The organism is Citrobacter amalonaticus Y19 (assembly GCF_000981805.1).
In the GTDB taxonomy this organism is placed as follows: domain Bacteria; phylum Pseudomonadota; class Gammaproteobacteria; order Enterobacterales; family Enterobacteriaceae; genus Citrobacter_A; species Citrobacter_A amalonaticus_C.
Genome location: NZ_CP011132.1, coordinates 2873282 through 2899128 on the forward strand (window position 1 = coordinate 2873282; position 25847 = coordinate 2899128).

23 protein-coding genes and 6 tRNA genes are annotated in these 25847 nt (G+C 54.2%); 13 read left to right on the forward strand and 16 right to left on the reverse strand.

Features of this window, described 5'->3' with window-relative positions; all coding sequences use genetic code 11:
• Window positions 1-3: 3 nt before the first annotated feature.
• The 3 genes from F384_RS13260 to glk all read right to left on the reverse strand — a co-directional run bounded on the left by F384_RS13260 (window position 4) and on the right by glk (window position 2069).
• Window positions 4-543, reverse strand: coding sequence for a DUF2058 domain-containing protein (locus F384_RS13260; protein ID WP_046483456.1), 540 nt, complete (start codon window positions 541-543; stop codon window positions 4-6).
• A gap of 112 nt (window positions 544-655) precedes the next feature.
• The gene (locus tag F384_RS13265) at window positions 656-1033 is read right to left on the reverse strand and encodes a RidA family protein (RefSeq protein ID WP_046483458.1); all 378 of its coding nucleotides are present in this window, start codon (window positions 1031-1033) and stop codon (window positions 656-658) included.
• Between the two features lie 70 nt (window positions 1034-1103).
• The gene (gene glk, locus F384_RS13270; protein WP_046483461.1) at window positions 1104-2069 is read right to left on the reverse strand and encodes a glucokinase; all 966 of its coding nucleotides are present in this window, start codon (window positions 2067-2069) and stop codon (window positions 1104-1106) included.
• A gap of 204 nt (window positions 2070-2273) precedes the next feature.
• On the opposite strand from glk, the gene F384_RS13280 reads away from it, so the two are divergent.
• On the forward strand, window positions 2274-3509 hold the full coding sequence (locus F384_RS13280; RefSeq protein WP_046483465.1) for an ion channel protein: 1236 nt from the start codon (window positions 2274-2276) through the stop codon (window positions 3507-3509).
• On the opposite strand, the gene F384_RS13285 is transcribed toward F384_RS13280, so the two are convergent.
• Window positions 3510-5165, reverse strand: a complete 1656-nt coding sequence (locus tag F384_RS13285; protein WP_046483468.1) for an alpha-keto acid decarboxylase family protein — start codon at window positions 5163-5165, stop codon at window positions 3510-3512.
• A gap of 181 nt (window positions 5166-5346) precedes the next feature.
• On the opposite strand from F384_RS13285, the gene mgrA reads away from it, so the two are divergent.
• Window positions 5347-6345 (forward strand): L-glyceraldehyde 3-phosphate reductase, encoded by a 999-nt coding sequence (gene mgrA, locus F384_RS13290; RefSeq protein ID WP_046483469.1) that lies wholly within the window; start codon window positions 5347-5349, stop codon window positions 6343-6345.
• Window positions 6346-6471: 126 nt separating this feature from the next.
• Window positions 6472-6798 carry a DUF2502 domain-containing protein YpeC gene (ypeC, locus tag F384_RS13295; protein WP_042317701.1) on the forward strand — a complete coding sequence of 109 codons (327 nt, stop codon included), beginning with the start codon at window positions 6472-6474 and terminating at the stop codon, window positions 6796-6798.
• 53 nt (window positions 6799-6851) lie between these two features.
• Here ypeC and F384_RS13300 read toward each other — a convergent pair whose 3' ends face one another.
• The gene (locus F384_RS13300) at window positions 6852-8090 is read right to left on the reverse strand and encodes an Nramp family divalent metal transporter (protein WP_046483473.1); all 1239 of its coding nucleotides are present in this window, start codon (window positions 8088-8090) and stop codon (window positions 6852-6854) included.
• 343 nt (window positions 8091-8433) lie between these two features.
• Here F384_RS13300 and nupC point away from each other — a divergent pair, with 343 nt between their 5' ends.
• The gene (gene nupC, locus F384_RS13305; RefSeq protein WP_046483475.1) at window positions 8434-9636 is read left to right on the forward strand and encodes a nucleoside permease NupC; all 1203 of its coding nucleotides are present in this window, start codon (window positions 8434-8436) and stop codon (window positions 9634-9636) included.
• Between the two features lie 50 nt (window positions 9637-9686).
• On the opposite strand, the gene F384_RS30130 is transcribed toward nupC, so the two are convergent.
• From F384_RS30130 to F384_RS13320, 3 genes are all read right to left on the reverse strand, one after another.
• A complete protein-coding gene (locus F384_RS30130; protein ID WP_046498150.1) occupies window positions 9687-11876 on the reverse strand; it encodes a sensor domain-containing phosphodiesterase in 2190 nt (729 codons plus the stop codon).
• Between the two features lie 197 nt (window positions 11877-12073).
• A tRNA-Ala gene (locus tag F384_RS13315) sits at window positions 12074-12149 on the reverse strand.
• A 39-nt stretch (window positions 12150-12188) separates the two neighbouring features.
• Window positions 12189-12264, reverse strand: a tRNA-Ala gene (locus F384_RS13320).
• A gap of 221 nt (window positions 12265-12485) precedes the next feature.
• Between F384_RS13320 and F384_RS13325 the strand changes: the two genes are divergently transcribed.
• Entirely contained in the window at window positions 12486-12848 is a 363-nt protein-coding gene (locus F384_RS13325) for a MerR family transcriptional regulator (protein ID WP_042317698.1), read from the forward strand.
• 1 nt (window position 12849) lies between these two features.
• Window positions 12850-13242, forward strand: coding sequence for a MerR family transcriptional regulator (locus F384_RS13330; protein WP_046483477.1), 393 nt, complete (start codon window positions 12850-12852; stop codon window positions 13240-13242).
• 53 nt (window positions 13243-13295) lie between these two features.
• Here the strand turns inward: F384_RS13330 and gltX are convergent, their stop codons facing one another.
• Entirely contained in the window at window positions 13296-14711 is a 1416-nt protein-coding gene (gltX, locus tag F384_RS13335; RefSeq protein ID WP_046483479.1) for a glutamate--tRNA ligase, read from the reverse strand.
• 258 nt (window positions 14712-14969) lie between these two features.
• Between gltX and F384_RS13340 the strand changes: the two genes are divergently transcribed.
• The 4 genes from F384_RS13340 (at window position 14970) to F384_RS13355 (ending at window position 15363) form a co-directional block, all read left to right on the forward strand.
• Window positions 14970-15045: transfer RNA gene (locus F384_RS13340), tRNA-Val, on the forward strand.
• A 45-nt stretch (window positions 15046-15090) separates the two neighbouring features.
• Window positions 15091-15166, forward strand: a tRNA-Val gene (locus F384_RS13345).
• Window positions 15167-15207: 41 nt separating this feature from the next.
• A tRNA-Val gene (locus F384_RS13350) sits at window positions 15208-15283 on the forward strand.
• 4 nt (window positions 15284-15287) lie between these two features.
• Window positions 15288-15363 (forward strand) — tRNA-Lys (locus F384_RS13355).
• A 329-nt stretch (window positions 15364-15692) separates the two neighbouring features.
• Here F384_RS13355 and F384_RS13360 read toward each other — a convergent pair.
• The 3 genes from F384_RS13360 to xapA all read right to left on the reverse strand — a co-directional run bounded on the left by F384_RS13360 (window position 15693) and on the right by xapA (window position 18830).
• A complete protein-coding gene (locus F384_RS13360; protein WP_046483480.1) occupies window positions 15693-16577 on the reverse strand; it encodes a LysR family transcriptional regulator in 885 nt (294 codons plus the stop codon).
• A gap of 98 nt (window positions 16578-16675) precedes the next feature.
• Window positions 16676-17932 carry a nucleoside permease gene (locus F384_RS13365; protein ID WP_046483483.1) on the reverse strand — a complete coding sequence of 419 codons (1257 nt, stop codon included), beginning with the start codon at window positions 17930-17932 and terminating at the stop codon, window positions 16676-16678.
• A gap of 64 nt (window positions 17933-17996) precedes the next feature.
• Entirely contained in the window at window positions 17997-18830 is an 834-nt protein-coding gene (gene xapA, locus F384_RS13370) for a xanthosine phosphorylase (RefSeq protein WP_046483486.1), read from the reverse strand.
• 236 nt (window positions 18831-19066) lie between these two features.
• Between xapA and F384_RS13375 the strand changes: the two genes are divergently transcribed.
• Window positions 19067-19408: a FlxA-like family protein gene (locus F384_RS13375; protein WP_046483488.1), complete on the forward strand. Its 342-nt coding sequence runs from the start codon at window positions 19067-19069 to the stop codon at window positions 19406-19408.
• On the opposite strand, the gene F384_RS13380 is transcribed toward F384_RS13375, so the two are convergent.
• The gene (locus F384_RS13380) at window positions 19399-20325 is read right to left on the reverse strand and encodes a LysR family transcriptional regulator (RefSeq protein WP_046483490.1); all 927 of its coding nucleotides are present in this window, start codon (window positions 20323-20325) and stop codon (window positions 19399-19401) included. The genes F384_RS13375 and F384_RS13380 overlap by 10 nt on opposite strands.
• Window positions 20326-20414: 89 nt before the next feature.
• Between F384_RS13380 and F384_RS13385 the strand changes: the two genes are divergently transcribed.
• Entirely contained in the window at window positions 20415-21413 is a 999-nt protein-coding gene (locus F384_RS13385; protein WP_046483493.1) for a bile acid:sodium symporter family protein, read from the forward strand.
• On the opposite strand, the gene F384_RS13390 is transcribed toward F384_RS13385, so the two are convergent.
• The 3 genes from F384_RS13390 to zipA form a co-directional block, all read right to left on the reverse strand.
• Entirely contained in the window at window positions 21410-21628 is a 219-nt protein-coding gene (locus F384_RS13390; protein WP_042317684.1) for a DUF3820 family protein, read from the reverse strand. The two genes, F384_RS13385 and F384_RS13390, sit on opposite strands and share 4 nt — an antisense overlap.
• A gap of 1 nt (window position 21629) precedes the next feature.
• Window positions 21630-23645 (reverse strand): NAD-dependent DNA ligase LigA, encoded by a 2016-nt coding sequence (gene ligA, locus F384_RS13395; RefSeq protein ID WP_046483497.1) that lies wholly within the window; start codon window positions 23643-23645, stop codon window positions 21630-21632.
• A 72-nt stretch (window positions 23646-23717) separates the two neighbouring features.
• Complete coding sequence (zipA, locus tag F384_RS13400) at window positions 23718-24746, reverse strand: cell division protein ZipA (protein WP_046483500.1); 1029 nt, start codon at window positions 24744-24746, stop codon at window positions 23718-23720.
• Window positions 24747-24976: 230 nt separating this feature from the next.
• Between zipA and cysZ the strand changes: the two genes are divergently transcribed.
• Window positions 24977-25738, forward strand: a complete 762-nt coding sequence (gene cysZ / locus F384_RS13405; protein WP_046483503.1) for a sulfate transporter CysZ — start codon at window positions 24977-24979, stop codon at window positions 25736-25738.
• Window positions 25739-25847 lie beyond the last annotated feature (109 nt).

Here is a 25847-nt window from a genome sequence, read left to right on the forward strand (position 1 = left end):
GACTTACCACATCAAATCATCAGGCACTTTAAAATCAGCATACGGATCGTCTTCATCCTGCTCTTCCTGACTCAGCGCGCTGTGTAAGACGATGCTGTTTGCATCGCGCTGCGCAATTTTATCGGCAACGCTGGCCGGGATAATCGCGTATTCGCTCTCGTCGCTGTTATCGGTAGCCAGACGCGCTATAGCCAGACGTCCGTTGATAAGCTGCGCCTGGGTCTGCTTATCCACTTCGATTTTTTTGATAAGATTGTTATCGGTGAAGTTAAAGCCAATGTCGCCTCTTGCGACAGTGATCCGATTCATTTCAATCAGTTGCTTCACCTGGGCTTTAAATTCTTTCGCCAGCGTCGCCTGTTTTTGCTGCTCGCTGAGCTGTTTGTCACGCTCAAGCTGCGCCTTTTTATTTTCTTCGACCGCCTCTCTTGCCTCACGAGCCTGCACGCGTGATTTTTTAGCCGTTCTCTGGACTTTCGCCATCTTTTTGCTGGTTACTAAACCCGCTTTGAGCATCTGCTCTTGTAAGGTAAGTTTTGTCATCTTTGCTTATAAACCTGAGGAGTGATGTCTGAGATTATACCTGCAATTTTCACGCCGATACCAGTTGGCAGACACGTTTCACCGGTGTCGTCATGATGCAATAAAGCCTGAATCAGAGTCCGAACACTGTCTCAATTTCGATTCTGAGATCGGGTGAAAAAAGACGGCTGACTTCAACGAGGGAACTGGCTGGCAGATATTCACCGTAGTGCCGGTAAAGGACCTCACGCAACGTGTCAATTTCATCAAATGAGGTAATGAAAATAGTCACTTTTATCAGCGCGGAAAAATCGATGCCTTCTGCGGCGGTCACTTTCTTTATCTGAGCGAATATCTCTTCCGCCTGTTCTGCGATACCACCGCGCTGAGCCGGCGTGCCAAAGGCGGTCAGCCCCGAAATATAGAGCATCCCATTGTATTTCACCGCATGAACATAAGGCGCGTTAACGTCACCTAATTCAGGGTAGTTTTTGCGTTCTACCGTTTTCATTCTGTCGGTTCCTTTATCAAATGGGTGAAAAAAACCGCGTGAGACACGCGGTTTTTTCGTTTAACGTGGTTTACAGAATCTGGCCTAACGTCTGGCGCAGATGCGCGCCGGCACCCAGCAGGCCGGGATTATCGTGAACGATCAGATACACCGGAATGTCCTGAACGTAGGCCTTAAAGCGACCTTTATCTTCAAAACCACCGCGGAAGCCTGAGGCTTTAAAGAACTCCAGGAAGCGCGGCACGATGCCACCGGCGATGTAGACACCGCCAAAGGTGCCCAGCGTTAACGCCAGATCGCCGCCGAAACGTCCCATGATCACGCAGAACAGCGACAGCGCGCGGCGACAATCCGTGCAACTGTCGGCCAGCGCGCGTTCGGTAATATCTTTCGGCTGCAGATTTTCCGGCAGACGTCCGTCGGATTTGACGATCGCGCGGTACAAGTTCACCAGCCCCGGACCAGACAGTACGCGCTCCGCAGAAACGTGACCAATCTCGGCACGCAGGACTTCCAGGATGATCGCCTCTTCTTCACTGTTCGGCGCGAAATCGACGTGACCACCCTCGCCCGGCAGGCTGACCCACCGTTTATCGACATGGACCAGATGCGATACTCCCAGACCGGTACCCGCCCCATAAACCGCGATAGGTTTACCCTCAACCGGTTCCGCGCCGCCAAACTGGATCAGATGCTCTTTTTTCAGCATCGGGATCGCCATCGACACCGCGGTGAAATCATTAATGATTTCCAGATGGCTGAAGCCAAGATTCTTTTTCATCTCCGCAATAGAAAACGCCCAGGTATGGTTGGTCATCGCGACCCAGTCCCCCGTAATCGGGCAGGCAATCGCGATACAGCCAGCGTCCACGTCAACCTTGTGCTCATCGAGGTAAACACGCACGACAGCCTCCAGGCTGGGATAGTCCAGACCGGAATAGGTTTTGGCCTGCGAGATTTCACCACTGTTGATATCACACAGAGCAAGACGGGCGTTGGTGCCGCCGACATCACCTACTAAAGCATACTTTGTCATTCTTCTACTGCTCCGCTAAAGTCAAAATAAGTCTTTGCCACACTGTAAATACACGGGGGCATAACAACAACGTCAGAAAAGCGAGTCCCCTGAAAATATCGATCCAGGTCACACAATAACTTTATCGTTTCAGCACCATTTGCAGCGATGCCATCCGGCTGACGCGGCAAACTGAACGCAAGATACGGCATTAAGGAAAAAAACATGCTCCATCCGCGAGCCAGAACCATGTTGTTATTGTCGCTTCCCGCGTTGCTTCTGGGGATCGCATCCAGTTTAGTCCTGATTGTGGTCATGAAGTTTGCTTCCATCTTGCAGAGCATACTCTGGCAACGTCTGCCGGGAAGTCTGGGGATCGCTGCCGACTCCCCCGTCTGGATCATGCTTACCCTGACGCTAACCGGGGTTATAGTCGGTCTGGTGATTCGCTACAGCACCGGGCATGCCGGTCCTGATCCGGCCACTGAACCGCTGATCGGCGCGCCGATTTCTCCTGCGGCGTTGCCAGGCTTGATCATCGCGCTGGTGTTGGGTCTGGCGGGTGGCGTCAGCCTCGGCCCCGAACATCCGATTATGGCGGTTAACATCGCGTTAGCCGTTGCGATGGGTCGTCGGTTTTTCCCGCGGATTGGCGCACTCGACTGGACCATTCTGGCCTCTGCCGGCACCATCGGCGCCCTGTTTGGCACACCGGTCGCCGCCGCATTGATTTTCTCACAAACCCTGAGCGGCTCTAACGATACCCCGTTGTGGGATCGCCTCTTCGCGCCGTTAATGGCGGCGGCGGCAGGTTCGCTGACCACCAGCCTGTTCTTTCATCCGCATTTCTCGCTCCCGATAGCCCACTATCCCCAGATGCGGATCGTGGACATTTTCTCCGGGGCCGTGGTGGCGGCGATTGCCATCGCGGCAGGGATGGTGGCGGTCTGGTGTTTACCCCGACTGCACGCTTTATTGCATCGCCTGAAAAACCCGGTGCTGATCCTCGGCATCGGCGGCTTCCTTTTAGGGATACTCGGCGTGGTGGGAGGACCGCTAACGCTGTTTAAAGGCCTGGATGAAATGCAGCAAATCGCGTTCAGCCAGACGCTCGGCACAACGGATTTCTTCATGTTAGCGGTGATTAAACTCGCCGCGCTGGTCATTGCGGCGGCCAGCGGTTTCCGTGGAGGGCGAATCTTCCCGGTGGTATTCATCGGCGTAGCGCTGGGGCTGATGCTGCACGCCCACGTTGAAGCCGTTCCGGCGGCCATTACCGTCTCCTGCGCGATTCTGGGCCTGGTGCTGGTCGTCACCCGTGACGGCTGGCTCAGTCTGTTTATGGCCGCAGTCGTGGTGCCGGACACCACCCTGCTGCCGCTGCTGTGTATTGTGATGCTTCCGGCCTGGCTGTTACTGGCGGGCAAACCGATGATGATCGCCAACCGGGAAGATAAATAGTCATCCGCTGTTACGCGATTCCAGCGCCTGGGTGACCTTACGTAACAGCACGGGTAAGTCGGCTTTCGGTAGCACAACTTCAATCAACGAGAGCCGCTGTGGACGCGCCAGCCGGGCCAGTACCTCCTCGAGCTGGATGGCCTGAGTCACCCGCCAGCATTCAGCCTGATCCGCAAGGCTGAATGCCCGTGGGATCTGCGTCCAGTTCCAGGAAGCAATATCGTTGTACCGCTGTTTCTCCCCGTGGATCGCTCGCTCGACGGTATACCCGTCGTTATTGAGCACCAGGATCACCGGCGTGTGCCCGTCGCGCAGCATAGATCCCATTTCCTGGATGGTCAGTTGCGCGGCGCCGTCGCCGGTTATCAGAATAACCCGACGTTCAGGTGCCGCCGTTTGTGCGCCAAACGCTGCTGGCAGCGAATAGCCTATCGATCCCCAGAGCGGCTGTACTATCAGTTCCGCCCCCGTGGGCAGCGACAATGACGCGGCCCCAAACGCCGCCGTGCCCTGATCGGCGAGGATCAGATCGCCGGGTGCCAGCGCCTGCTGCACGGTATGCCAGAAGTTCTCCTGAGTCAGAGGCCCTCTTTCGATGTGCGGCTGTACGGTTGCAGGTTTAGCGGGCGGCGGTGCAAAAGAGAGCTCCAGACACAGCTCACGCAACGTGGTGACCGCCTGCTCCATAGACAGACCGCTGAACCAGGTGCTTCCCACCCGTGATGCCTGCGGCTGAACCTCAATGGTACGCTCCAGCGCCAGTTGCTGGGTAAAACCGGCCGTCAGCGTATCGACGAATCGGGTTCCCACACAAATCGTAGTATCCGCCTGTTCTATCGCCTGACGGACATCGTCACTGCTGGCCCCCGCGCTGTAAGTCCCGACAAACCCCGGTTGCTGTTCGTCGAAAAGCCCCTTCCCCATCAACAGCGTGGCGTGAGCCATGGGTGTCTCGGCCATCCAGCGTTGCAGGACCGGTTGCAGACCAAAACGGTGGGCGAGAAAATCTGCCAGCAGCGCCACGCGTGGACTGTTGATCAACATTTGTCGTGCATGGTAGCGAAATGCCGTCGCCACGTTGTCCTGCAATTCCGACCCAGAGAGAGCCAGCTCCGCTGAAGGAGGTAAGGCGGGACGTTTCGCGACGTCAGCGGGCAGCATCAGGTAACCCGGGCGATGAGCGGTCAACATCGCGCACAGGACGCGGTCAATCTCGTGACAGGCGTTTTGCTCATCCAGCAACGCACTGGCAACACAGAGGGACTGGCTCATACGGTAGAAGTGCTGGAAGTCGCCATCGCCCAGCGTGTGGTGCATCAGTTCTCCCCGACGCTGCGCGCCGCTACACGGGGCACCAACAATATGCAAAACGGGAACATATTCCGCATAGCTGCCCGCCAGGCCATTCATCGCACTGAGTTCACCCACGCCAAACGTGGTCAGCAACGCGCCAGCCCCGGCGACCCGGGCGTAACCGTCCGCCGCATAGGCGGCGTTAAGCTCGTTCGCGCACCCGACCCAGCGCACGTGCGGATGGTCGATCACATGGTCAAGAAACTGCAAATTGTAATCACCCGGTACGCCAAACAGATGCCCGATGCCGCACCCGGCAATTCTGTCGAGCAGGTAATCCGCAACGGTATAAGGGGTTTGCATGACAGCTTTCCTTCTGACGGTAACCTCATGTTGAGTATTGAAGAAGCGTTGGGGCTGTCCAGAAAGCGGCGGCGATGAGGGTGGAAAGCAGAATTTACAGTGTCCGGGGCGAGAATGTCATTGAAAAATGATGAGTGTAAACGTATACACTGGAGAGCTGAATTCACTGCGAGGGAAGACAATGGTTTACCAGCCTGATGAAAATCGTTATCAGAGAATGGCATTTCGCCGCTGCGGTCAGAGCGGCCTGAAGCTACCCGCTATCTCGCTTGGTCTGTGGCATAACTTCGGCGATACCACCCAGGTGGAAAACAGCCGTGCTCTGCTTCAGCGCGCGTTTGATCTGGGGATCACCCACTTCGACCTCGCCAATAACTATGGTCCCCCGCCGGGTTCGGCGGAACGTAACTTTGGCCGCCTCCTTCAGGAAGATTTTTTGCCGTGGCGCGATGAACTCATCATCTCCACCAAAGCGGGTTATACCATGTGGGAAGGCCCTTACGGCGACTGGGGATCCCGCAAGTATCTGATTGCCAGCCTTGATCAAAGCCTGAAGCGGATGGGGCTCGAATACGTGGATATTTTCTACCATCACCGTCCCGATCCTGAAACGCCTCTGCAAGAGACAATGAAAGCGCTCGACCACATCGTGCGCCAGGGAAAAGCGCTGTATGTGGGGCTTTCTAATTACCCGGCCGATCGTGCCCGTGAAGCTATCGATATTCTCAATGATTTGGGCACGCCGTGTCTGATTCATCAGCCCAAATATTCAATGTTTGAACGCTGGGTGGAGGACGAACTGCTGGCGGTGTTGCAGGAAAAAGGGGTGGGCAGTATCGCGTTTTCGCCGCTGGCAGGCGGACAACTCACCGATCGCTACCTGAATGGGATCCCGGCTGATTCCAGAGCTGCGAGCGGGAGCCGTTTTCTGAATCCGGATCAGCTCACCGCCGGAAAACTGGAAACCGTTCGCCAGCTCAATACGCTGGCCGAAAAGCGTGGGCAAAAACTGTCGCAGATGGCGCTCGCGTGGGTACTGCGTAACGATAACGTCACCTCGGTGCTGATTGGTGCCAGTAAAACCACGCAGATTGAAGATGCGGTCGGCATGCTGGCCAATCGCCATTTCACCGACCAGGAGTGCGCCGATATCGACAACATTCTGAACAGCACGCGTTAACTGCGTTTTTAGCAATTCGTGCTCTCATTCATGATTTAAGAGTTAAGGCGATGAAATGGGGCTTTACGGCCCCGTAATATTACGTTAACAGGCCGACTACGGCTTCGATCGTGAAGGAGATAAAGAATGTTCAGGTCACTGATTCTGGCGGCAGCCTTACTGGCTTTTACACCGCTTGCCGCAAACGCGGGCGAAATCACCCTGTTGCCATCGATAAAATTACAAATTGGCGATCGCGATAATTACGGTAACTACTGGGACGGCGGACACTGGCGTGACCGTGACTACTGGCATCGCAATTATGAATGGCGTAAAAATCGCTGGTGGCGACATGACAATGGCTATCACCGCGGCTGGGACAAGCGTAAAGCTTACGAGCGCGGATACCGGGAAGGCTGGCGCGATCGCGACGACCATCGCGGGCGCGGAAAAGGTCACGGACACCGTCATTAATTCCGTTGTTGTTGAAAGCCCGATGCGCAAGCCCCGGGCTTTTTCATTGCCGGTTACAACCCCAGCACCGTACCAACCAGCAGCCACAGGTTCAGCGCGACCACCAGCACCACAATCATCCAGCCAGTCTGTTTAACCCAACGGGTGTTCACCAGATCGCCCATCAGTTTGCTGTCGCTGGTAAAGATCAGCAGCGGTACCAGCGCCAGTGCGATACCAAAGCTTAACAGCACCTGGCTCATCACCAGAATACGCGTCGGGTCAAGACCTATCAGAATCACGATAAAGGACGGCATCATGGTGATGGTACGGCGCACCCACAAGGGGATATGAAAGCGGACAAAACCCTGCATCACGACCTGCCCCGCCAGCGTCCCCACCACCGTTGACGACAGTCCTGCGGCCACCAGACTTAACCCGAATACCGTTGCCGCCGCGTGACTTAACAACGGCTCCAGCGTCAGATAAGCCTGATCCAGATCGGCAACGCCCGTGTGGCCGCTAAAGTGAAACGCGGCGGCGGCAGTCGCCATCATCGCCAGATTGACGAATCCCGCAATGGTCATGGCGATAGCCACGTCCCATTTTGTCGCCGCATAGCGCTGCTGACGGGTGCCGCCGTGCAGGTGTTGCGTTAATGAAGAGTGCAGATAGATAACGTGCGGCATGATGGTTGCGCCCAGCACCCCGGCAGCCAGGAATACCGCTTCAGAGTTTGGCAGACTGGGGATCATCATGCCTTTACTCAGCTGCGCAAAGTTGGGTTGGGAAAATACCAGTTCAACAATATAGGCCATGGCGACGAACAGCAGCAGGCCGCCAATCACTTTTTCCAGCGGCTTTTGCCCGCGACGCTGGAGCATCAGGATCAGGAAGGTGGCAATCCCGGTTAGCACCGCCCCCTGCAATAGCGACACGCCGAGGATCAGTTTGAATCCTATCGCCGCACCGATAAATTCCGCGAGATCGGTCGCCATCGCGATGATCTCCGCCTGCACCCAATAGAACCAGACCACCGGACGCGGATAGCGATCGCGAATTTGTTCAGCCAGATTCTTACCCGTAGCAATGCCCAGTTTGGCTGACAAGACCTGGATAAGCATCGCCATCAGGTTTGCCCAGACCACCACCCACAGCAGTTGATAACCAAAGCTGGCACCGGCCTGAATATTCGTCGCGAAGTTGCCCGGGTCGATATACCCGATAGCCGCGACGAATGCAGGTCCCATTAATGTGAGCCTTAACTTGCGCGCTGCTCTTCCACTGCTACTCTCAACGCGATCGTTTGTCATTTTCTGCCTCTGAAACATAGCCTGTGCTATGTTTTATGTTATGCCTGATGAGAATGGTTATCAAGTGCATGTAAAGAAGGTAACCTTGATTTCTCTGACAGGCGGGAACGATTAAGAGTGCGGGTACAGGAAATGCGCGCAGCATGTTTAATAATTGTTATTATATTAGCACAATAACTTAACTATTTACTTTCGGATTAGGCATAACAGAAGTGTATGCCGGATCACTATTTTTGAATCTCGTCACAGGTCCTGATTATAGTGTGTGTTAGATCTCGTTTTCTTTGCACACGTTGCATAGAATGTGCACGGAAATTTAACCTGCCTCATATTTGGAGCAAATATGGACCGCGTCCTTCATTTTGTCCTGGCACTTGCCGTTGTTGCGATCCTCGCATTGCTGGTAAGCAGTGACCGTAAAAAAATTCGCATTCGTTATGTCGTTCAACTGCTTGTTATAGAAGTGTTACTGGCGTGGTTCTTCCTGAACTCTGACGTCGGCCTCGGCTTCGTTAAAGGCTTCTCCGAAATGTTTGAAAAACTGCTCGGATTCGCCAATGAAGGGACGAACTTCGTCTTTGGCAGCATGAACGATAAAGGGTTGGCTTTCTTCTTCCTGAAAGTTCTGTGCCCTATCGTCTTCATTTCAGCCTTGATCGGTATTCTGCAGCATATTCGCGTGCTGCCGATTATCATCCGTTCCATTGGCTTCCTGTTATCCAAAGTCAATGGCATGGGCAAACTGGAATCCTTCAACGCCGTCAGCTCGCTGATCCTTGGTCAGTCTGAGAACTTTATCGCGTATAAAGACATTCTCGGCAAAATGTCCCGCAACCGCATGTACACCATGGCAGCAACAGCAATGTCCACTGTTTCCATGTCTATCGTCGGCGCGTACATGACCATGCTGGAGCCCAAATACGTCGTTGCGGCGCTGGTTCTGAACATGTTCAGCACCTTTATCGTGCTGTCGCTGATCAACCCGTATCGCGTTGACGCCAGCGAAGAAAACATCCAGATGTCCAACCTGCACGAAGGTCAGAGCTTCTTCGAAATGCTGGGTGAATACATTCTGGCGGGCTTCAAAGTGGCGATCATCGTTGCCGCTATGTTGATCGGTTTCATCGCGCTGATTGCCGCGCTGAACGCCCTGTTCGCTACCGTGACCGGTTGGTTCGGTTACAGCATCTCCTTCCAGGGCATCCTGGGCTACATCTTCTATCCGATTGCCTGGGTGATGGGTGTGCCGTCCAGCGAAGCGCTGCAGGTGGGCAGTATCATGGCGACCAAACTGGTTTCCAACGAATTTGTTGCGATGATGGACCTGCAGAAAATCGCCTCCACGCTCTCTCCGCGCGCTGAAGGTATCCTTTCTGTGTTCCTGGTCTCCTTCGCCAACTTCTCTTCTATCGGTATCATCGCGGGCGCGATTAAAGGCCTGAACGAAGAGCAAGGTAACGTCGTGTCTCGCTTCGGTCTGAAGCTGGTTTACGGCTCTACGCTGGTGAGCGTTCTGTCTGCATCTATCGCCGCACTGGTTCTGTAAGACAGCACTAACATGAAAACGGGGAGCACATCCCCGTTTTTTTATACCTGTTATTCCCCTAATGGCCTCGGTCGTCCAATCAAATACCCTTGCAGGTAGTTCACTCCCAGGCTTAGCAGCAACTCCCGCTGCGCAGACGTTTCTACATATTCCGCCACCACGCTTAACGACTTTGCTTTTGCCAGATCGGCTATCGACTTCACAATCATCGCATCCAGCGAATCGGTCAGAATATCTTTTACGAACACGCCATCGATTTTGATGATATCAGCCTGCAGGCGTTTCAGACGCTCATAATTGGCATACCCGGTACCAAAATCATCAATCGCAATCCTGAAGCCAAACCGGTGCAACTGTTCGATGTTTTGCATGCTGGTTTCCGAATTGGAAAACGCCTGCTCTTCAGTGATCTCAATGATGACCGTTTCCGGAGCGATACCATAACGGGTGAACAGGCGAATAATGCGCGGCGCGGTCTCTTTTTGCAGCAAGGTCAGCGGCATTAAATTGACCGAAAAAAGCGGCCCAGGCTCAACAGAAGGATGCTCAGATAACCAGTTCAGCAAGGCTTCAACCACCTGCAGGTCAAAACGGGCGCTGAGGTTAAACTGGGCGATCAGCGGGATAAATTGATCCGGGGTCATGATGCCGTCATCGCTTTTCAGCCGGGCGAGAATTTCATCGTACCCTTTGCCCTGAGCGTCGCGGATAGGCTGCGCGTAAAGCAGGAGATCGCCACCATCGAGTGCTTTACGTATTTTATTGAGCAGCAGCACCCGTTCGGTCGTCTGACCTGTCGCCACTTCCTGGCTGTGCGTCAGCGCCAGCACCCGGTGATTTACGCAGGATTGTTCGGCCAGCCAACTCAATTGCCCCAGCAGCGGTTGCAATGTCTCCTGCTTACCGTCCCATTGTCCCCAGGATGCGCCATAACCCATGTCCAGGCCGGTGTTGTTCCAGTAAATTTTGCGACTGTTCAACAGGTCGAGCATATGTTGCAAGCGCGCGTCCATCTCCGGCCCGTTGAGCACCAGCAATAATTCACTGCCGGGCAACTGGAAGATTTTTTCATTCTCAAGCATCAGCGGTTGCAGCATACGGTGCACCGTGCGTTTGCTGTGAACGCGCATTAACATGCCGTAGTGGCGGCTCAGAAACTCCATATTCTCCATGCGCAGGCAGCAGATGCTCTGGCCGGACGCTTTTTGCAGGAACTGTTCCAGCGCGCGCAGATTCGGCAAGCGGGTTAAAGGATCGGTAAGCGCCTGCTGATGCCAACGACGATTCAACCATTCGCTACGCTGGTAGATACGCATCATATAGAGCAGACAAATACTGAACGAAACCAGTACCGACAGGACGAAGGCCAACGAATACTCCGACCCGACGCCCTGTAAAAAATTGCGGTTGTAGGTCAGCAAGAACAGCGTTGAAACCGCCCAGCTCAGGTTCAAAAAAGGGTAAGTCAGCTTGCCCACGCCGGAGGTGAAAATGATAAAGAAAACGGGCACCAGATACCCGGCAATGTAATCGTTGTCATACGGGGCGCACATCAGGATAAGCAGAACAGCGATAACAGCCAGCCAGCATAAGGTAAATAAGCGCGTTTCCTTCCTGAAGCAGGGGGCGATATCTCTACGCCAGAATGTCCGGGCATAGTGTGGACTCACGATCATCCGCATCGGGTAATAAAAAAGCATGGTGAAGATCAGCACCGCGGAGATCAGGCTTAGAATATCGACAATCGTGAAAATAGCGGCGGCTGTACCAAAGAACGTCGAGACGGCTACCGGAAAGTCGAGATAATGACCCGCCAGATACATGCTGATTTTGATACCCACAGGGGTGATAAAACCGAAAAAAATGACGCGTCGCCAGATATTGCGATTGGGTAGTCCATAGCGCCAGCGCGACCCCAATTGCCAGCGAACAATGGCGCAAGTGCCCACCACCGCAAACATCTGGCAAAACAGGAGCACAACCCCCTGGGCAAACGGCAGATGAAGATTCCAGAGGTTAGTGATATACAACGCTAACATGACAGGCAGAACACCGCGTCTGCCGAAAAGAAACATCATCGACAGCAGTACGCACAGCGGTAACCACGAGAGATAAATATAACTGGAATCCACAATCGCAAGCGGAGAAATCAAACGCGAAAACTGGATGGCTGCGATGGAGAGCACGATCGCAAGAGCGAATATTCTTATATTATTTATCAGGTTGCGCTTGGCTGGCATGAATTGACTGCTCTCACGGAACGAACTATTAATCACATCAATGATAAGTTTATTCGCATCGCGAAGCAAACCTATGCCCACCAGAAACAGATGCCACACGTTGCAGAATAGACTCTGGCTTATCAGCAACTGTATTACAAAAATGGAAGGTATGCAGGGATAAAAAAACCCCCGCTTCACAGCGAGGGTTCTGAATTTGGTGGAGCTAAGCGGGATCGAACCGCTGACCTCTTGCATGCCATGCAAGCGCTCTCCCAGCTGAGCTATAGCCCCACGATGCGTTTACGTACCAAAATTGTTGGGTTCAATTTTTGGTGGAGCTAAGCGGGATCGAACCGCTGACCTCTTGCATGCCATGCAAGCGCTCTCCCAGCTGAGCTATAGCCCCATTACGTAAAGCTTGTCGAGTTGACGGGCGGCATCATATGAATTCCCTTCGCATGTGTCAACGGCAAATTGAAAACCCCGATTCTAATCGCTGAAAAAGCAGACAACTGAATAACAATGCATAACTACTCGCATTCAGTAGTTAAACACGTCACGGTTTCCACTAAAATGGTGCTATAAAATGAACCACTAATTAACCATACGACTATTCAGGGAATCTTTATGTTCAAGGAGCGGATGACGCCAGAAGAACTCGCTAATCTGACGGGTTACAGCCGACAGACCATCAATAAGTGGGTACGTAAAGAGGGCTGGGCGACATCACCAAAACCAGGCGTCCAGGGTGGTAAAGCGCGACTGGTGCATGTTAACGAACAGGTTCGTGAATATATCCGCAGCGCAGAGCGCTCGGCGGAAGGACTGTCTGACACCTTTTCGCCCCCAGGCGATGCCTCACTGGAAGCGCTACTGGTCAAGCTGGTGAAAGAGATGACACCAGCCGAACAAAAACACTTTACCTCTTTGCTACTGCGGGAAGGGATTACCGGTTTATTACAACGCTTAGGGATCCGCGACAGCAAATAATATGAAAAGATTACGTAGCAAAATGACCACCGAAGAACTGGCGGATTGTCTCGGTGTGGCTAAACAAACCGTGAATCGCTGGATCCGTGAGCAAAAATGGGAAACGGAAAAATTTCCAGGTGTTAAAGGTGGTCGGGCAAGGCTCGTGCATATCGATACGCGCGTGCGGGAATTTATTCTGAACATCCCGGCGTTTCGTCACCATTCTGCATTTTATCAGGTTGAAGAATCGCTGGCCGAATACAATCCCGGCATCCGTAGCCATGCCTATCGGCAGATTATTGATGCCGTGGAAAATATGTCCGAAGAGGAACGGGAAAAGTTAGCGCTGTTTCTTTCACGCGAAGGCATCCGCGGTTTTCTTATTCGGCTGGGTCTGAACGATGCTGAGTGACACAAGTAAAAACGGCAGAGTCTCCCCTGCCGTTCCGTTAATGCGCCACTTGCTTACTGTTGCGCTTCACGCTCTGCAATAAAAGCCAGTGCTTTATTGATACGCTCGATGCTGCGGGTTTTACCAATCGCATGCACCGTTACGTCTAAGCCAGGAGACTGGCCCGCACCGGTTACCGCAACGCGCAGCGGCATACCGACTTTGCCCATCCCGACTTCAAGCTCATCGGCGGTCGCCTGAATGGCATGGTGTACGTTCTCAGCCGTCCACTCGGTAATGGCCGCCAGTTTGTCGCGCACCACTTCCAGCGGCTGACGCGCAACCGGACGCAGGTGTTTCTTCGCGGCATCGGCATCAAACCCGGCAAAGTCTTCGTAGAAGTAACGGCAGCTCTGCGCCATCTCTTTCAGTGTCTTGCAGCGCTCACCCAGCAGTTTCACCAGTTCAGCCAGCTGTGGTCCATTGCGCGTGTCGATGTTTTCCTGCTCGATGTGCCACTGCAGATGCGTTGCCACATACTCCGGTGCCAGCGAGTTAATGTAGTGATGGTTCAGCCACTGCAGTTTTTCCGTGTTAAACGCACTGGCGGATTTGCTGACCGCACCGAGGGAGAACAGCTTGATCATCTCTTCACGGGTGAAGATTTCCTGATCGCCGCTGGACCAGCCCAGACGCACCAGATAGTTCAGCAGGGCTTCCGGCAGATAACCGTCATCACGATATTGCATCACGCTCACCGCGCCGTGACGTTTGGACAGCTTTTTACCGTCGTCGCCGTTGATCATGGACACGTGAGCATATACCGGCACCGGCGCGTTCAGCGCTTTAAGGATGTTGATCTGACGCGGGGTATTGTTGATATGGTCTTCACCACGAATCACATGGGTGATCTCCATATCCCAGTCGTCCACCACAACGCAGAAGTTATAGGTCGGGGAACCGTCGGTGCGGCGAATAATCAGATCGTCCAGCTCCTGATTGCTGAATTCGATCGGGCCACGGATCTGGTCGTCAAAAATGACAGAACCGTCCTGCGGGTTGGCAAAACGGACAACGCAAGGCTCATCATCCGCGTGATGTTCATGACCATGACGGCAGCGCCCGTCGTAACGCGGCTTTTCGCCCTTCGCCATCTGCTCTTCACGCAGTGCGTCCAGACGCTCTTTGGAGCAGTAACACTTATAGGCCGTACCCGCTTCCAGCATCTCATCAATCACTGCGTTATAACGATCGAAACGTTTAGTCTGGAAGTATGGGCCTTCGTCCCATTCCAGGCTCAGCCAGTTCATACCGTCCATAATGGCTTCAATCGCTTCCGGCGTGGAACGTTCGAGATCGGTGTCTTCAATACGCAGCACAAACTCACCGCCGTGATTACGTGCAAAAAGCCAGGAATAGAGAGCAGTACGCGCACCACCGACGTGCAGATAACCTGTCGGGCTTGGCGCGAAGCGAGTTTTGATTTTCATGAAATGGCCTTACGTTTATAAAGATGCCGACAACCGGCAAATCCGGGAAAAATGGAATGGCCGATATTCTATCACTGTGAGGTAAATCCTCAATGTTGTTACCGGGTAAACGCCGCGTATAGACGTTTTTGTTTAGAAATCATGCGTCCGAGACCGTTTCACGATCGTTTTGTTTAAAATTACGACGAACGAACAATTTCTTTAGAAAAGGCGTTGACTCATTTTCAACTCTCCCTATAATGCGACTCCACACAGCGGGGGTGATTAGCTCAGCTGGGAGAGCACCTCCCTTACAAGGAGGGGGTCGGCGGTTCGATCCCGTCATCACCCACCAACTACTTTATGTAGACTCCGCCGTGTAGATAAGAAATTGAGAAGTGGGTGATTAGCTCAGCTGGGAGAGCACCTCCCTTACAAGGAGGGGGTCGGCGGTTCGATCCCGTCATCACCCACCACTTTCTCGCCAGCTAAATTTCTTATTGTGAAGTACCGAAGTGGGTGATTAGCTCAGCTGGGAGAGCACCTCCCTTACAAGGAGGGGGTCGGCGGTTCGATCCCGTCATCACCCACCACTTCGGGTCGTTAGCTCAGTTGGTAGAGCAGTTGACTTTTAATCAATTGGTCGCAGGTTCGAATCCTGCACGACCCACCAATGTAAAAAGGCGCCCTAAAGGCGCCTTTTTGCTATGCGCAGTGCGCAGAATGTCACGATTCGAGCCTGATGGCGCTTCGCTTATCAGGCCTACACTGCTCAGTTAAGCTACGTAGGCCGGATAAGACGTCAGTCGCCATCCGGCGATATCAGGATTCACAAGGCTCAAACCGGCTTACCTGATGGCGCTTCGCTTATCAGGCCTACACTACTCAGTTAAGCCGCGTAGGCCGGATAAGACGTCAGTCGCCATCCGGCGATATCTGGATTCACAAGGCTCAAACCTGCTTACCTAATGGCGCTACGCCTATCAGGCCTACGGTTCTCCGTTACGCCGTTAAGGCGTCGATCATATGTTCCAGTGCGGGTGTCGTCTGCTGTTGGTCATACACAATGTACAAATCAGCCGGAATACGCTCTTCTAATGGACGGAACACCACCCCCGGCCAGTTCATCTGCGCATAACTGTCTGCAATCAGCGTAATGCCGATCCCCATGCTAATCATCGCCAGTACAGTTTGTGGTTCCATCACTTCACGAATAATCATCGGAGAGAATCCGGCGCTCTGACAAACGCGTTGCAGAAATGTCCAGTCAGTGTGAATCGACGGCATAGTGACGAAATATTCGTTGCGCAGTGCGGCTAACGGCACGGCCTCACGGGCAGTCAGCGGATGCTCTTCCGGCATCGCCACCAGAAAAGAAGATTCATGCAGCCGCAGGCTGGTAAATCCAGGCGCGGGCTCAATCGCCATTCGCCAGACACCGGCATCCAGTTCACGTCGCTCCAGCATGGCCATCTGCATCGCCGGCATATTTTCGCGAAACAATACCTCAACGTTGGGATTCGCCTTCAGGAATTGCCGCATTACCGGGCGCATTTTGCCCCACATCGCAGTGCCGATGACCCCCAGTTCGATACGCCCTGCCTCACCGCGCCCGATCTGTTCGACTCGCGCCAGCACCCGACTGGCGCTGGAAAGCAGACGCCGTGACTCTTCCATCAGGATTTTCCCCGCGTGGGTCAACGCCACACTACGGGAATGCCGGATAAACAACAGCGTGCCGAGTTCCTGCTCCAGCTCCTTAATATGAATGCTCAGCGGAGGCTGCGACATATTCAGACGAGCGGCGGCGCGTCCAAAATGCAACTCTTCAGCGACGGCAAGAAAATAACGCAATAACTTGAGATCGATACGGTGCGTGCGTTCCATGGGTAATGCGCTCCTGAGGGAAAAACGGATGCGCCAAATTACCACATTGCATCGCAGAACAGGAACGGCGGGCAACACTCGCCCGCCGCAAAGGAGGGTTAGCGAGCCAGCGAGTGCTGCGTCAATTTTTCAGGCTCATGTTTATACTTAAAGAACAGCGCGAAAATCACCGCCAGCGCCAGGGCATACGCCGCAAAGACGAGCCAGATGGTTTGCCAGTCCTTTACGCCATCCACGGAGAAGTAATCCACCGCCATACCGCTCAGGATGGAACCGACCCACGCCCCGACGCCGTTGACCATCGTCATAAACAGTCCCTGCGCACTGGCACGGATCCGGGATTCCACTTCCTGCTCAACGAAGACGGAGCCAGAAATGTTGAAGAAGTCGAAGGCACAACCGTAAACAATCATCGACATCAGCAACAGGACAAAACCGAGCGGTGACGGGTCGCCAAAGGCAAAGAAACCAAAGCGCAATGTCCACGCCAGCATGCTCATCAGCATGACCGTTTTGATGCCAAAACGTTTAAGGAAGAACGGGATGGTCAGAATAAAGCCCACTTCCGCCATCTGCGAGACGGACAGTAAGATGGACGGGTATTTCACCACAAAGCTGTCGGCAAATTGCGGATCGCGGGCAAAGTCGTGTAGGAAGGGATTACCGAAAACGTTGGTAATTTGCAGTACGGCACCCAGCATCATCGCAAACAGGAAGAAGATCGCCATCCGCGGATTTTTAAACAACACGAACGCATCCAGCCCCAGCTTACTGGCGAGCGACGCGCTCGCTTTCTTCTCGGCCACCGGTATTTTTGGCAGCGTGAGCGCATAGATAGCCAGCAGCAGTGATGCACCGGACGCAATGTACAGCTGCGCGCTGCTCAGCTCCAGTCCCATCAGACTGACGGTCCACATTGCAACGATAAAGCCAATCGTGCCGAAAACGCGGACAGGAGGAAATGCCGTTACCGGATCCTGCCCTGCCTGCGCCAGACAGGAGTACGAGACGCTGTTAGAAAGAGAAATGGTCGGCATGAAGGCCATGGCGTTGATCAACATCACCCAGAACATCGTGTCCGGGTCGGTCACCGTGGTCGCGTAGAGCAACACGCCCGCGCAGATCAGATGACAGAGCATATAAGCGCGCTCTGCGCGCAGCCATTTGTCAGCAATAATGCCCATGATGCCGGGCATAATAATCGCCGCCAACCCTTTTGAGCTGTACACCATGCCAACATTGGCACCGGTAAAATGAAGGGTGTTGATCATGTATGAGCCCAGGGTCACCAGCCAACTTCCCCAGATAAAATATTGCATAAACGACATGATCTTTAATCGGGACGCAATACCCATTTTTCTCTTCCTTGCCGTAGAGTACGAACCCCGCCTGCTGGCGGGGTCATTATTATTATCTGTTTCAGGCCAGTTTGCGCAGGAACCCGCAAATCAGGTCGATAAAGTTCTGTCGTGAAAGTTCAGCCGCCGCCAGGGTTTGCGCGTGCGAGAGTTTCACATCGCCCAGGCCTTCCGCCAGATTGGTGATCGCCGACACGGCAACCACTTTCAGTCCGCAATGGCGGGCGGTGATGACTTCAGGCACCACCGACATCCCCACCACATCGCCGCCGATGATCTGCATCATGCGGATCTCTGCTGCTGTCTCAAAGTTGGGTCCCGGATAGGAAACAAACACCCCTTCGCTCAGCGCGAAACCCTCGTCGGCCGCGACGGTCTGCAAAACCGCGCGATAATCGGCGTCGTAGGCATTGGCCAGCGAGAAGAAACGCTCGCCAAAGCGGTCGTCGTTCGGCCCAACCATTGGCGTCCCCGGCATGGTGTTAATATGGTCGCTCAGTGCCACCAGGCTCCCTGGCCCCACTTCCGGACGTAAAGAGCCCGCCGCGTTAGTGCAGAACAACAGTTCGCAACCCAGCAGCTTCATCGTGCGAATGGCGTCGGTCATGACGGTCATGCCGCGTCCTTCATAGAAGTGCCCGCGCCCTTTCATACAGGCAACAGGAACCCCGGCCAGATGACCGAGCACTAACTCGCCCGCATGCCCGTGAACGGTACTCACCGGGAAGCCCGGCAGCGTCTCGTAGGAAATCGCCACTGCGTCTTCTATCTGCTCAGCCAGCGCGCCTAAACCCGATCCAAGGATAAAGGCGACGCGCGGCGTGAAGTCAGGTTTGTAGCCGCGAATAATATCAGCGCTGTACCAGGGATTCTGGGAAAAGTGGGAGTCGGTCATGAGATGTCCTTATAATCGGCTAATCACTCATTGAGTGAGGGAGGTAATGGTTATAGCGAGAGTACGCAATCGATTACCAATACAGTTTTCCCTACCGATCGATAGTAAATATATATTGATATGACGAATCAAAACCGTCGGATGAGAAAACGTGTCACTGCCAGAAATGGCAGGGAGTACTGAAGGTCTGCGAACTTGTGCCGATATCGTAGTTTTAATGGCAAAAGGAAACCACGATGACCACCATCAACGTCTCAACCCCTTCCGTGCAAAGCAGCGGCGGTGGGACAAAAGCCGCCGCCGGTAACAGCGTCTCGGCACAAATCGCGCAAATTGCAGAGAAAATCACCCAACTGACGCAGAAGCTCAAAGAGGTATCAGACGGCAGCGGCAGTGCCGAAGAGAAGCAAAAGCAGCAGGAACTGATACAAACGCAGATCAAAATGTTGCAGGCGCAACTGGCACAGTTACAGCGTCAGCAGGCCGAAGAGGCCGAGCAAAAGCAGGAACAAACGCAGGTCAAAGCCGAAGGCGTAAATTATCCTTCCGATGATCATCAGATTGATGTCTATATCTGATAGAGCGGATCCTGTGCACGTAAATCCGTTAATGCATTCGCCTGGGTGCGAACCACTTCCCACAGCGCCTGGGCTGCTGTCGACAGCGAGCGATTCTTGCGACGCGCCAGCATCAACTGCCGTTCCACTACCGGCGTCAGGCGCTTCACCTGCAAATGACTCCCCTGCGGCAGCGGTAGGGCCAGCGCAGGCAAAATGCTAATGCCTATCCCCGCTTCCACCATCGGAAACAGCGTCGCCGGATGGCCAATCTCCTGCACAATATTGGCCTCTATCGCAAAGTGTGCGAGCGCCGCGTCAATGAGCGGTCGACTTCCCGACGCGTAATCCTGCAACACCAGTCGTTCCTGCAGGAGATCCTGCCAGCTCACCCACTCCTGTTGCGCCAGCGGATGCGACTGATGGCAGAGCAGAAGAAAGGGTTCAGACAGTATCGCTTCACACTGCAAATCGCTCACTGCGCCGGGATCAATCACAATACCAAAATCCACTTCCCCCTGGCGGATACTCTCCAGCACCCACTGCTGCGGTCGATCGTGCAGGACAAAGTCGATCGCCGGATAACGCTGGTTGCTTTGCGCAATGCACTGCGGAATGAGATGGGCAGAGATAGTCTGGCTTGCCGCCACACGGACAGTACCGGCAAGTTGCGTGCCCACCCTGCCCGCTTCCCGTAGCGTGATATGCAGTTCATCCAGCAGTCGCTCCAGGCGGCCCGCCAGTTGTTGTCCGGCCTCCGTCAGCACGACTTCACGCGTCGTGCGGTTCAGGAGCTTCACCCCTGTCTGACGCTCCAGTTCTTTGATACTGTGACTGACTGCCGACTGACTCAGACCAATAAACTCACCGGCCCGGCTGAAACTTCGCTCCTGAGCAACGGTGACAAACACACGTAATTGACGCAGTGAATAATTCATCAACTCAATTCATATATAGATGCAATAAATCAATTTTATTTCTCAAAATGAAAAAAGCAAAATGAGGACACCGAATTCCTGGAGTATTTATGAATATTTTTCGTATCCTTGAGCCGTTTACCCTGACCCTGATTACGGTCGTCCTGCTGGCCTCATTTTTTCCAGCTGAGGGAGATTTTGTTCCTGTTGTTGAAGGCATCACCACCGCCGCCATTGCGCTCCTGTTCTTTATGCACGGAGCAAAGCTTTCTCGCGAAGCCATTATCGCTGGCGGCAGTCACTGGCGTTTGCACCTGTGGGTGATGTGCAGCACCTTCATTCTGTTCCCGGTTCTGGGTGTACTGTTTGCCTGGTGGGCGCCTGTAAACGTTGACCCGATGCTGTACACCGGTTTCCTGTATCTGTGTATTTTGCCCGCCACGGTGCAGTCGGCGATTGCCTTTACGTCGCTGGCGGGAGGAAACGTGGCGGCGGCGGTCTGCTCAGCGTCGGCCTCCAGCCTGCTGGGGATTTTCCTCTCCCCGCTGCTGGTCGGTGTGGTGATGAACATTCACGGCGCAGAAGGAAGTCTGGAGCAGGTCGGCAAAATCATGTTGCAACTGCTGTTGCCGTTTGTGCTCGGACACCTTTCCCGCCCGTGGATCGGCAAGTGGGTTGCGCGAAATAAAAAATGGATTGCGAAGACTGACCAGACATCTATTTTGCTGGTGGTCTATTCAGCCTTCAGCGAAGCTGTCGTCAACGGGATCTGGCACAAAGTCGGTTGGGGATCGTTACTGTTTATCGTCGTGGTCTGCATTGTGCTGCTCACCATTGTGATTGGCGTAAACATCTTTGTGGCGCGCAAATGCGGCTTCAACAAGGCCGACGAAATCACCATTGTCTTCTGTGGGTCGAAAAAGAGTCTGGCGAACGGCGTGCCCATGGCCAACATCCTCTTTCCGACGTCCGTCATTGGGATGATGGTGTTGCCACTGATGATTTTCCACCAGATCCAGTTGATGGTCTGCGCGGTACTGGCGCGTCGCTATAAGCGCCAGACCGAGCAGTTACAGGCGCAGCAGGACAGCCGCGCCGCAAAAGCTTAAAGCGGACGCTTCAGGGGCTGAACCAGTTGGCTCAGCCCTTCCGTTTTGATCAGCAGCGTGATTTGCATCAGCTCGCCCAGTTTACCCGCCGGGAACTCATCCTTGCGGGCAAACCACAGCAGATACTCTTCCGGCACATCGATCAGCCGACGCCCTTTATATTTACCAAACGGCATCACCGTGTTGGCAATCTCAACGAGCTGCTCTTTCTCCATCTCAGACACCCAGCAGGCGGAGCATTTCCGCTTCGTCAATGACCGCGATCCCCAGCTCCTGCGCTTTTGCCAGCTTGGAACCTGCCGCTTCGCCAGCAATGACCAGATCGGTCTTCTTCGAGACGCTGCCCGCCACTTTCGCCCCGAGCTCCACCAGCCGCGCTTTGGCGTCATCGCGCGACATCTGACTCAGGCTCCCCGTCAGAACGACCGTTTTCCCGGCGAAAGGGCTGTCGATTTCTTCCGCATTGATAACCACCGGCGCGGGCCAGCGAATGCCTTCCGCCAGCAGTTGCGCAATCACCTCGCGGTTGCTCTCTTCGGCAAAAAAGTTGAACACATGGGTGGCGACGACAATGCCCACGTCCGGGACTTTTTGCAGCTCGTCAATAGACGCGGCTTCCAGCGCTTCCAGCGTACCAAAGAAGGCCGCCAGTCCCGCCGCCGTGGCCTCGCCGACTTCCCGGATCCCCAGCGCATACAGGAAGCGCGCAAAGGTCGTCTCTTTCGATTTTTCCAGCGCATCCACCACGTTTTGCGCTGACTTCGGCCCCATCCGGTCGAGACCGGTCAGTTTACCGGCTGTCAGCCTGAACAAATCTGCCGGTGTGTGGACATACTCTTTCTCAACCAGTTGGTCGATAATCTTGTCACCCATCCCGTCCACGTCCATCGCCCGACGAGAGACGAAATGCTTGAGGGACTCTTTACGCTGCGCACCGCAAATCAGCCCACCGGTACAGCGAGCGACCGCTTCACCTTCCACCCGTTCGACATCGGAATTGCATACCGGGCAATGCGTCGGAAATTCCACTGGCCGCGTGTCGTCCGGACGTTCGGAAAGCACCACGTTGACCACCTGTGGGATGACATCGCCCGCACGGCGAATCACCACCTTATCGCCAATGCGCAGCCCGAGACGCTCGATTTCATCGGCGTTATGCAGCGTGGCGTTACTCACCAGCACACCCGCAACCTGAACAGGCTCAAGGCGCGCAACGGGCGTAATCGCGCCGGTACGCCCCACCTGGAACTCCACGTCACGAACAAAGGTCATCTGCTCCTGCGCCGGGAATTTAAAGGCTACCGCCCAGCGCGGCGCGCGCGCGACAAACCCCAGTTGCTCCTGAAGCGCCATCGAGTTGACCTTAATCACTACGCCGTCGATGTCGAAACCCAGCGTCGGGCGGTCTTCTTCCACCTTGTGGTAAAACGCCAGCACGGCTTCCGGGGAGTCACACAGGGTCACGCGATCGCTGACCGGCAGCCCCCACGCTTTGAACTGGAGCAAGCGGCCCAGATGGGTATCGGGCAGTTCACCGCCTTCCAGCACGCCAACGCCATAACAGAAGAAAGTGAGCGGTCGCTTCGCAGTGATACGCGGGTCAAGCTGGCGCAGCGAACCCGCCGCCGCGTTACGCGGGTTAGCAAACAACTTACCGCCCGTCCGGCGAGCATCGTCATTGATCTTCTCAAAACCAGCCTGTGGCAAAAACACCTCGCCACGCACTTCCAGACGCGTCGGAATGTTATCGCCGCGGAGTTTCAACGGAATAGCGCGAATCGTTCGCACGTTTGAAGTAATGTCCTCACCGGTCGTGCCATCGCCACGGGTTGCAGCACTTACCAGCACGCCGTTTTCGTAGAGGATGCTGACCGCCAGACCGTCCAGCTTCAGTTCGCAGCACCAGGTCAACTTATCGCTGCTCTTAAGGCGGTCCTGCACGCGTTTGTTAAATGCCAGGAAACTCTCTTCATCAAAGACGTTGTCCAGCGACAACATCGGCACTTCATGACGAATCTGGCTAAAAGACGCCAGCGGCGCAGCACCCACACGCTGAGTCGGAGAATCCGGGGTGATCAGTTCCGGGTGCTGCGCTTCCAGTTCACGCAGTTCGCGCATCAGACGGTCATATTCTGCATCCGGGATTTCTGGCGCATCCATCACATGGTAAAGATACTCATGATGGCGAAGCGTGGTTCGCAGTTCGGTCAGTTGTTGTTCGATTGATTCCATATCGCACCATCAATGATAAAAAACCCCCGACAGGCGGGGGTTCAGAAAAGAAGTTGTCGTGCCTCGAGTGTATCAGGCGTTCGCGTCTTTCACTTCGCGGATACGGTCCTGATACTCCCGCAATTTTTGCGGCGTCATCATCCGACGCTGATCGTCGAGCACCACGCCGCCGACTTCATCGGCAATGTGCTGTGCGGATTGCAGCATCAGTTTGAAGTTTTGCAGTTCATCGCCATAAGACGGTACCTGCATGAAGATAGTCACGCCCGGCGTCGTGAAGTCGACCATTTCTGGATCAAACGTACCCGGGTTAACCATATTCGCCAGGCTGAACAACGCCGGGCCGCTGCCATCCGGACTCAGATGACGATGGAAGATATTCATGTCGCCAAATTTGAAACCGGCCTGCTGAATGCTGTTGAGCAGCACTTCACCGTTCAACTCGCTGCCATGATGGGCGGCGACGTTCATGATGATCACGGCTTCTTTACGCTGAGGTTTTTCCGGAGCGGGTGCTTCTTCAACGACAGGTTCAGGCTGCGACTCAACAACGGGTTCTGCGGGCTGGAAAGCCTGCTGCGATGGCTGTGGCGCAGTCGGCTGAACAGGCTGAACCTGCGGCGCAACGGGTTGTTGTTGAACCGGCTGCGGCTGATGCACGGGTTGCTGTGGCGCTGGCTGATGCACCTGCTGCGCGGATTGCTGCGGCGCAGGCTGCTGCTGTACCGGCTGTTGCGGCGGACGCTGGGCATGCTGCGGCTGTACCGGCGCTCCAGGCGGTTGCTGAACCGGCTGACGCGGTTGTGCCGACGCATAAGGCGGCTGGTACTGGTGTTGCGGCGACTGGCGAGGAGCTTCATGCTCCTGCGTGTTGCCAGGGGCATGATTCACGCGGTGAACACGAACTTCACCGACGCCTTCGTCTACTTCAACATCATCGTCATACGAGTCGTCGTCGCGTTTTGATTTCATGCGTTTCAGTGGACGATCGCGGAACATAGAAGATCGTTCTTTACGGCTGGTCCAGAAACCATGTACCAGTAAAGCGATTATGGCGATCGCGCCAACAATGATTAATATCAGACGCAAATCCTGCATCATTATATTCTCTGTTGTTCTAACACCTTGCCACCACGGCAAACATTTACTCACTAAGAGTATTTGTCGATTACGTCAAGTGCAAGTGTACTCTTAGCTTTCACAGCATAAAGATGAACGAAATTGTGCTTTTTGCTGTTTTTTCGAACATTTCCGAACTGTTCTGCATGCGATAACCCGGTAAGATACCCGTGTTCGCTTAGGACTTATACTAAAAGGAGCATGTCCTGACTATGGTGTCATCATCTGTCACTGCACCACGCAGCGGTTTTTACTACTTTGCTCAGGGATGGAAACTGGTTTCGCAGCCGGGGATCCGTCGCTATGTCATTTTACCGCTACTGGTAAACATCCTGCTGATGGGCAGTGCATTCTGGTGGTTATTCACACAACTGGATGTCTGGATCCCGTCACTCATGAGTCATGTCCCCGACTGGTTGCAATGGCTGAGCTATCTGCTGTGGCCTATCGCCGTCCTCTCTGTGCTGCTGGTGTTTGGTTACTTTTTCTCGACCCTGGCCAACTGGATTGCCGCACCGTTTAACGGCCTGCTGGCGGAGCAACTGGAAGCGCGCCTGACCGGCGCAACGCCGCCAGATACCGGGGTTCTGGGCATCATGAAAGATGTGCCGCGCATTATGAAACGCGAATGGCAAAAGCTCGCGTGGTATTTGCCGCGCGCCATTGTGCTGCTGATCCTCTATTTTATACCCGGCATCGGGCAAACTGTCGCTCCCGTGTTGTGGTTCCTGTTCAGCGCCTGGATGCTGGCCATTCAGTATTGCGATTACCCTTTTGATAACCATAAAGTGCCGTTTAAAGAGATGCGTACCGCTCTGCGCAGCCGTAAGGTCATCAATATGCAGTTTGGTGCGCTCACCAGCCTGTTTACGCTGATCCCGATACTTAACCTCTTCATCATGCCGGTGGCGGTCTGCGGCGCCACGGCGATGTGGGTAGATTGCTATCGTGCTAAGCACGCGTTATGGAAGTAATGCAAAAATGTGTAAACGGGAGGTGGCTTATGCCACCTCTTATTCCATACTGATCCCCATTATTTCTCCATAGCATATAGATATGCGAAATCTTTACTTCCCCATCTCA

Excerpts from the sequence above, each read along its gene's own strand:
- F384_RS13390 (WP_042317684.1), bottom strand. The coding sequence starts at position 21,628 with ATGGAGAAAGAGCAGCTCGTTGAGATTGCCAACACGGTGATGCCGTTT.
- F384_RS13365 (WP_046483483.1), bottom strand. The coding sequence starts at position 17,932 with ATGGGTATTGCGTCCCGATTAAAGATCATGTCGTTTATGCAATATTTT.
- xapA (WP_046483486.1), bottom strand. The coding sequence starts at position 18,830 with ATGACCGACTCCCACTTTTCCCAGAATCCCTGGTACAGCGCTGATATT.
- F384_RS13375 (WP_046483488.1), top strand. The coding sequence starts at position 19,067 with ATGACCACCATCAACGTCTCAACCCCTTCCGTGCAAAGCAGCGGCGGT.
- F384_RS13260 (WP_046483456.1), bottom strand. The coding sequence starts at position 543 with ATGACAAAACTTACCTTACAAGAGCAGATGCTCAAAGCGGGTTTAGTA.
- F384_RS13385 (WP_046483493.1), top strand. The coding sequence starts at position 20,415 with ATGAATATTTTTCGTATCCTTGAGCCGTTTACCCTGACCCTGATTACG.
- zipA (WP_046483500.1), bottom strand. The coding sequence starts at position 24,746 with ATGATGCAGGATTTGCGTCTGATATTAATCATTGTTGGCGCGATCGCC.
- F384_RS30130 (WP_046498150.1), bottom strand. The coding sequence starts at position 11,876 with ATGCCAGCCAAGCGCAACCTGATAAATAATATAAGAATATTCGCTCTT.
- glk (WP_046483461.1), bottom strand. The coding sequence starts at position 2,069 with ATGACAAAGTATGCTTTAGTAGGTGATGTCGGCGGCACCAACGCCCGT.
- F384_RS13285 (WP_046483468.1), bottom strand. The coding sequence starts at position 5,165 with ATGCAAACCCCTTATACCGTTGCGGATTACCTGCTCGACAGAATTGCC.
- F384_RS13280 (WP_046483465.1), top strand. The coding sequence starts at position 2,274 with ATGCTCCATCCGCGAGCCAGAACCATGTTGTTATTGTCGCTTCCCGCG.
- mgrA (WP_046483469.1), top strand. The coding sequence starts at position 5,347 with ATGGTTTACCAGCCTGATGAAAATCGTTATCAGAGAATGGCATTTCGC.
- F384_RS13300 (WP_046483473.1), bottom strand. The coding sequence starts at position 8,090 with ATGACAAACGATCGCGTTGAGAGTAGCAGTGGAAGAGCAGCGCGCAAG.
- F384_RS13380 (WP_046483490.1), bottom strand. The coding sequence starts at position 20,325 with ATGAATTATTCACTGCGTCAATTACGTGTGTTTGTCACCGTTGCTCAG.
- cysZ (WP_046483503.1), top strand. The coding sequence starts at position 24,977 with ATGGTGTCATCATCTGTCACTGCACCACGCAGCGGTTTTTACTACTTT.
- ligA (WP_046483497.1), bottom strand. The coding sequence starts at position 23,645 with ATGGAATCAATCGAACAACAACTGACCGAACTGCGAACCACGCTTCGC.
- gltX (WP_046483479.1), bottom strand. The coding sequence starts at position 14,711 with ATGAAAATCAAAACTCGCTTCGCGCCAAGCCCGACAGGTTATCTGCAC.
- nupC (WP_046483475.1), top strand. The coding sequence starts at position 8,434 with ATGGACCGCGTCCTTCATTTTGTCCTGGCACTTGCCGTTGTTGCGATC.
- F384_RS13360 (WP_046483480.1), bottom strand. The coding sequence starts at position 16,577 with ATGGAACGCACGCACCGTATCGATCTCAAGTTATTGCGTTATTTTCTT.
- F384_RS13325 (WP_042317698.1), top strand. The coding sequence starts at position 12,486 with ATGTTCAAGGAGCGGATGACGCCAGAAGAACTCGCTAATCTGACGGGT.
- F384_RS13265 (WP_046483458.1), bottom strand. The coding sequence starts at position 1,033 with ATGAAAACGGTAGAACGCAAAAACTACCCTGAATTAGGTGACGTTAAC.
- F384_RS13330 (WP_046483477.1), top strand. The coding sequence starts at position 12,850 with ATGAAAAGATTACGTAGCAAAATGACCACCGAAGAACTGGCGGATTGT.
- ypeC (WP_042317701.1), top strand. The coding sequence starts at position 6,472 with ATGTTCAGGTCACTGATTCTGGCGGCAGCCTTACTGGCTTTTACACCG.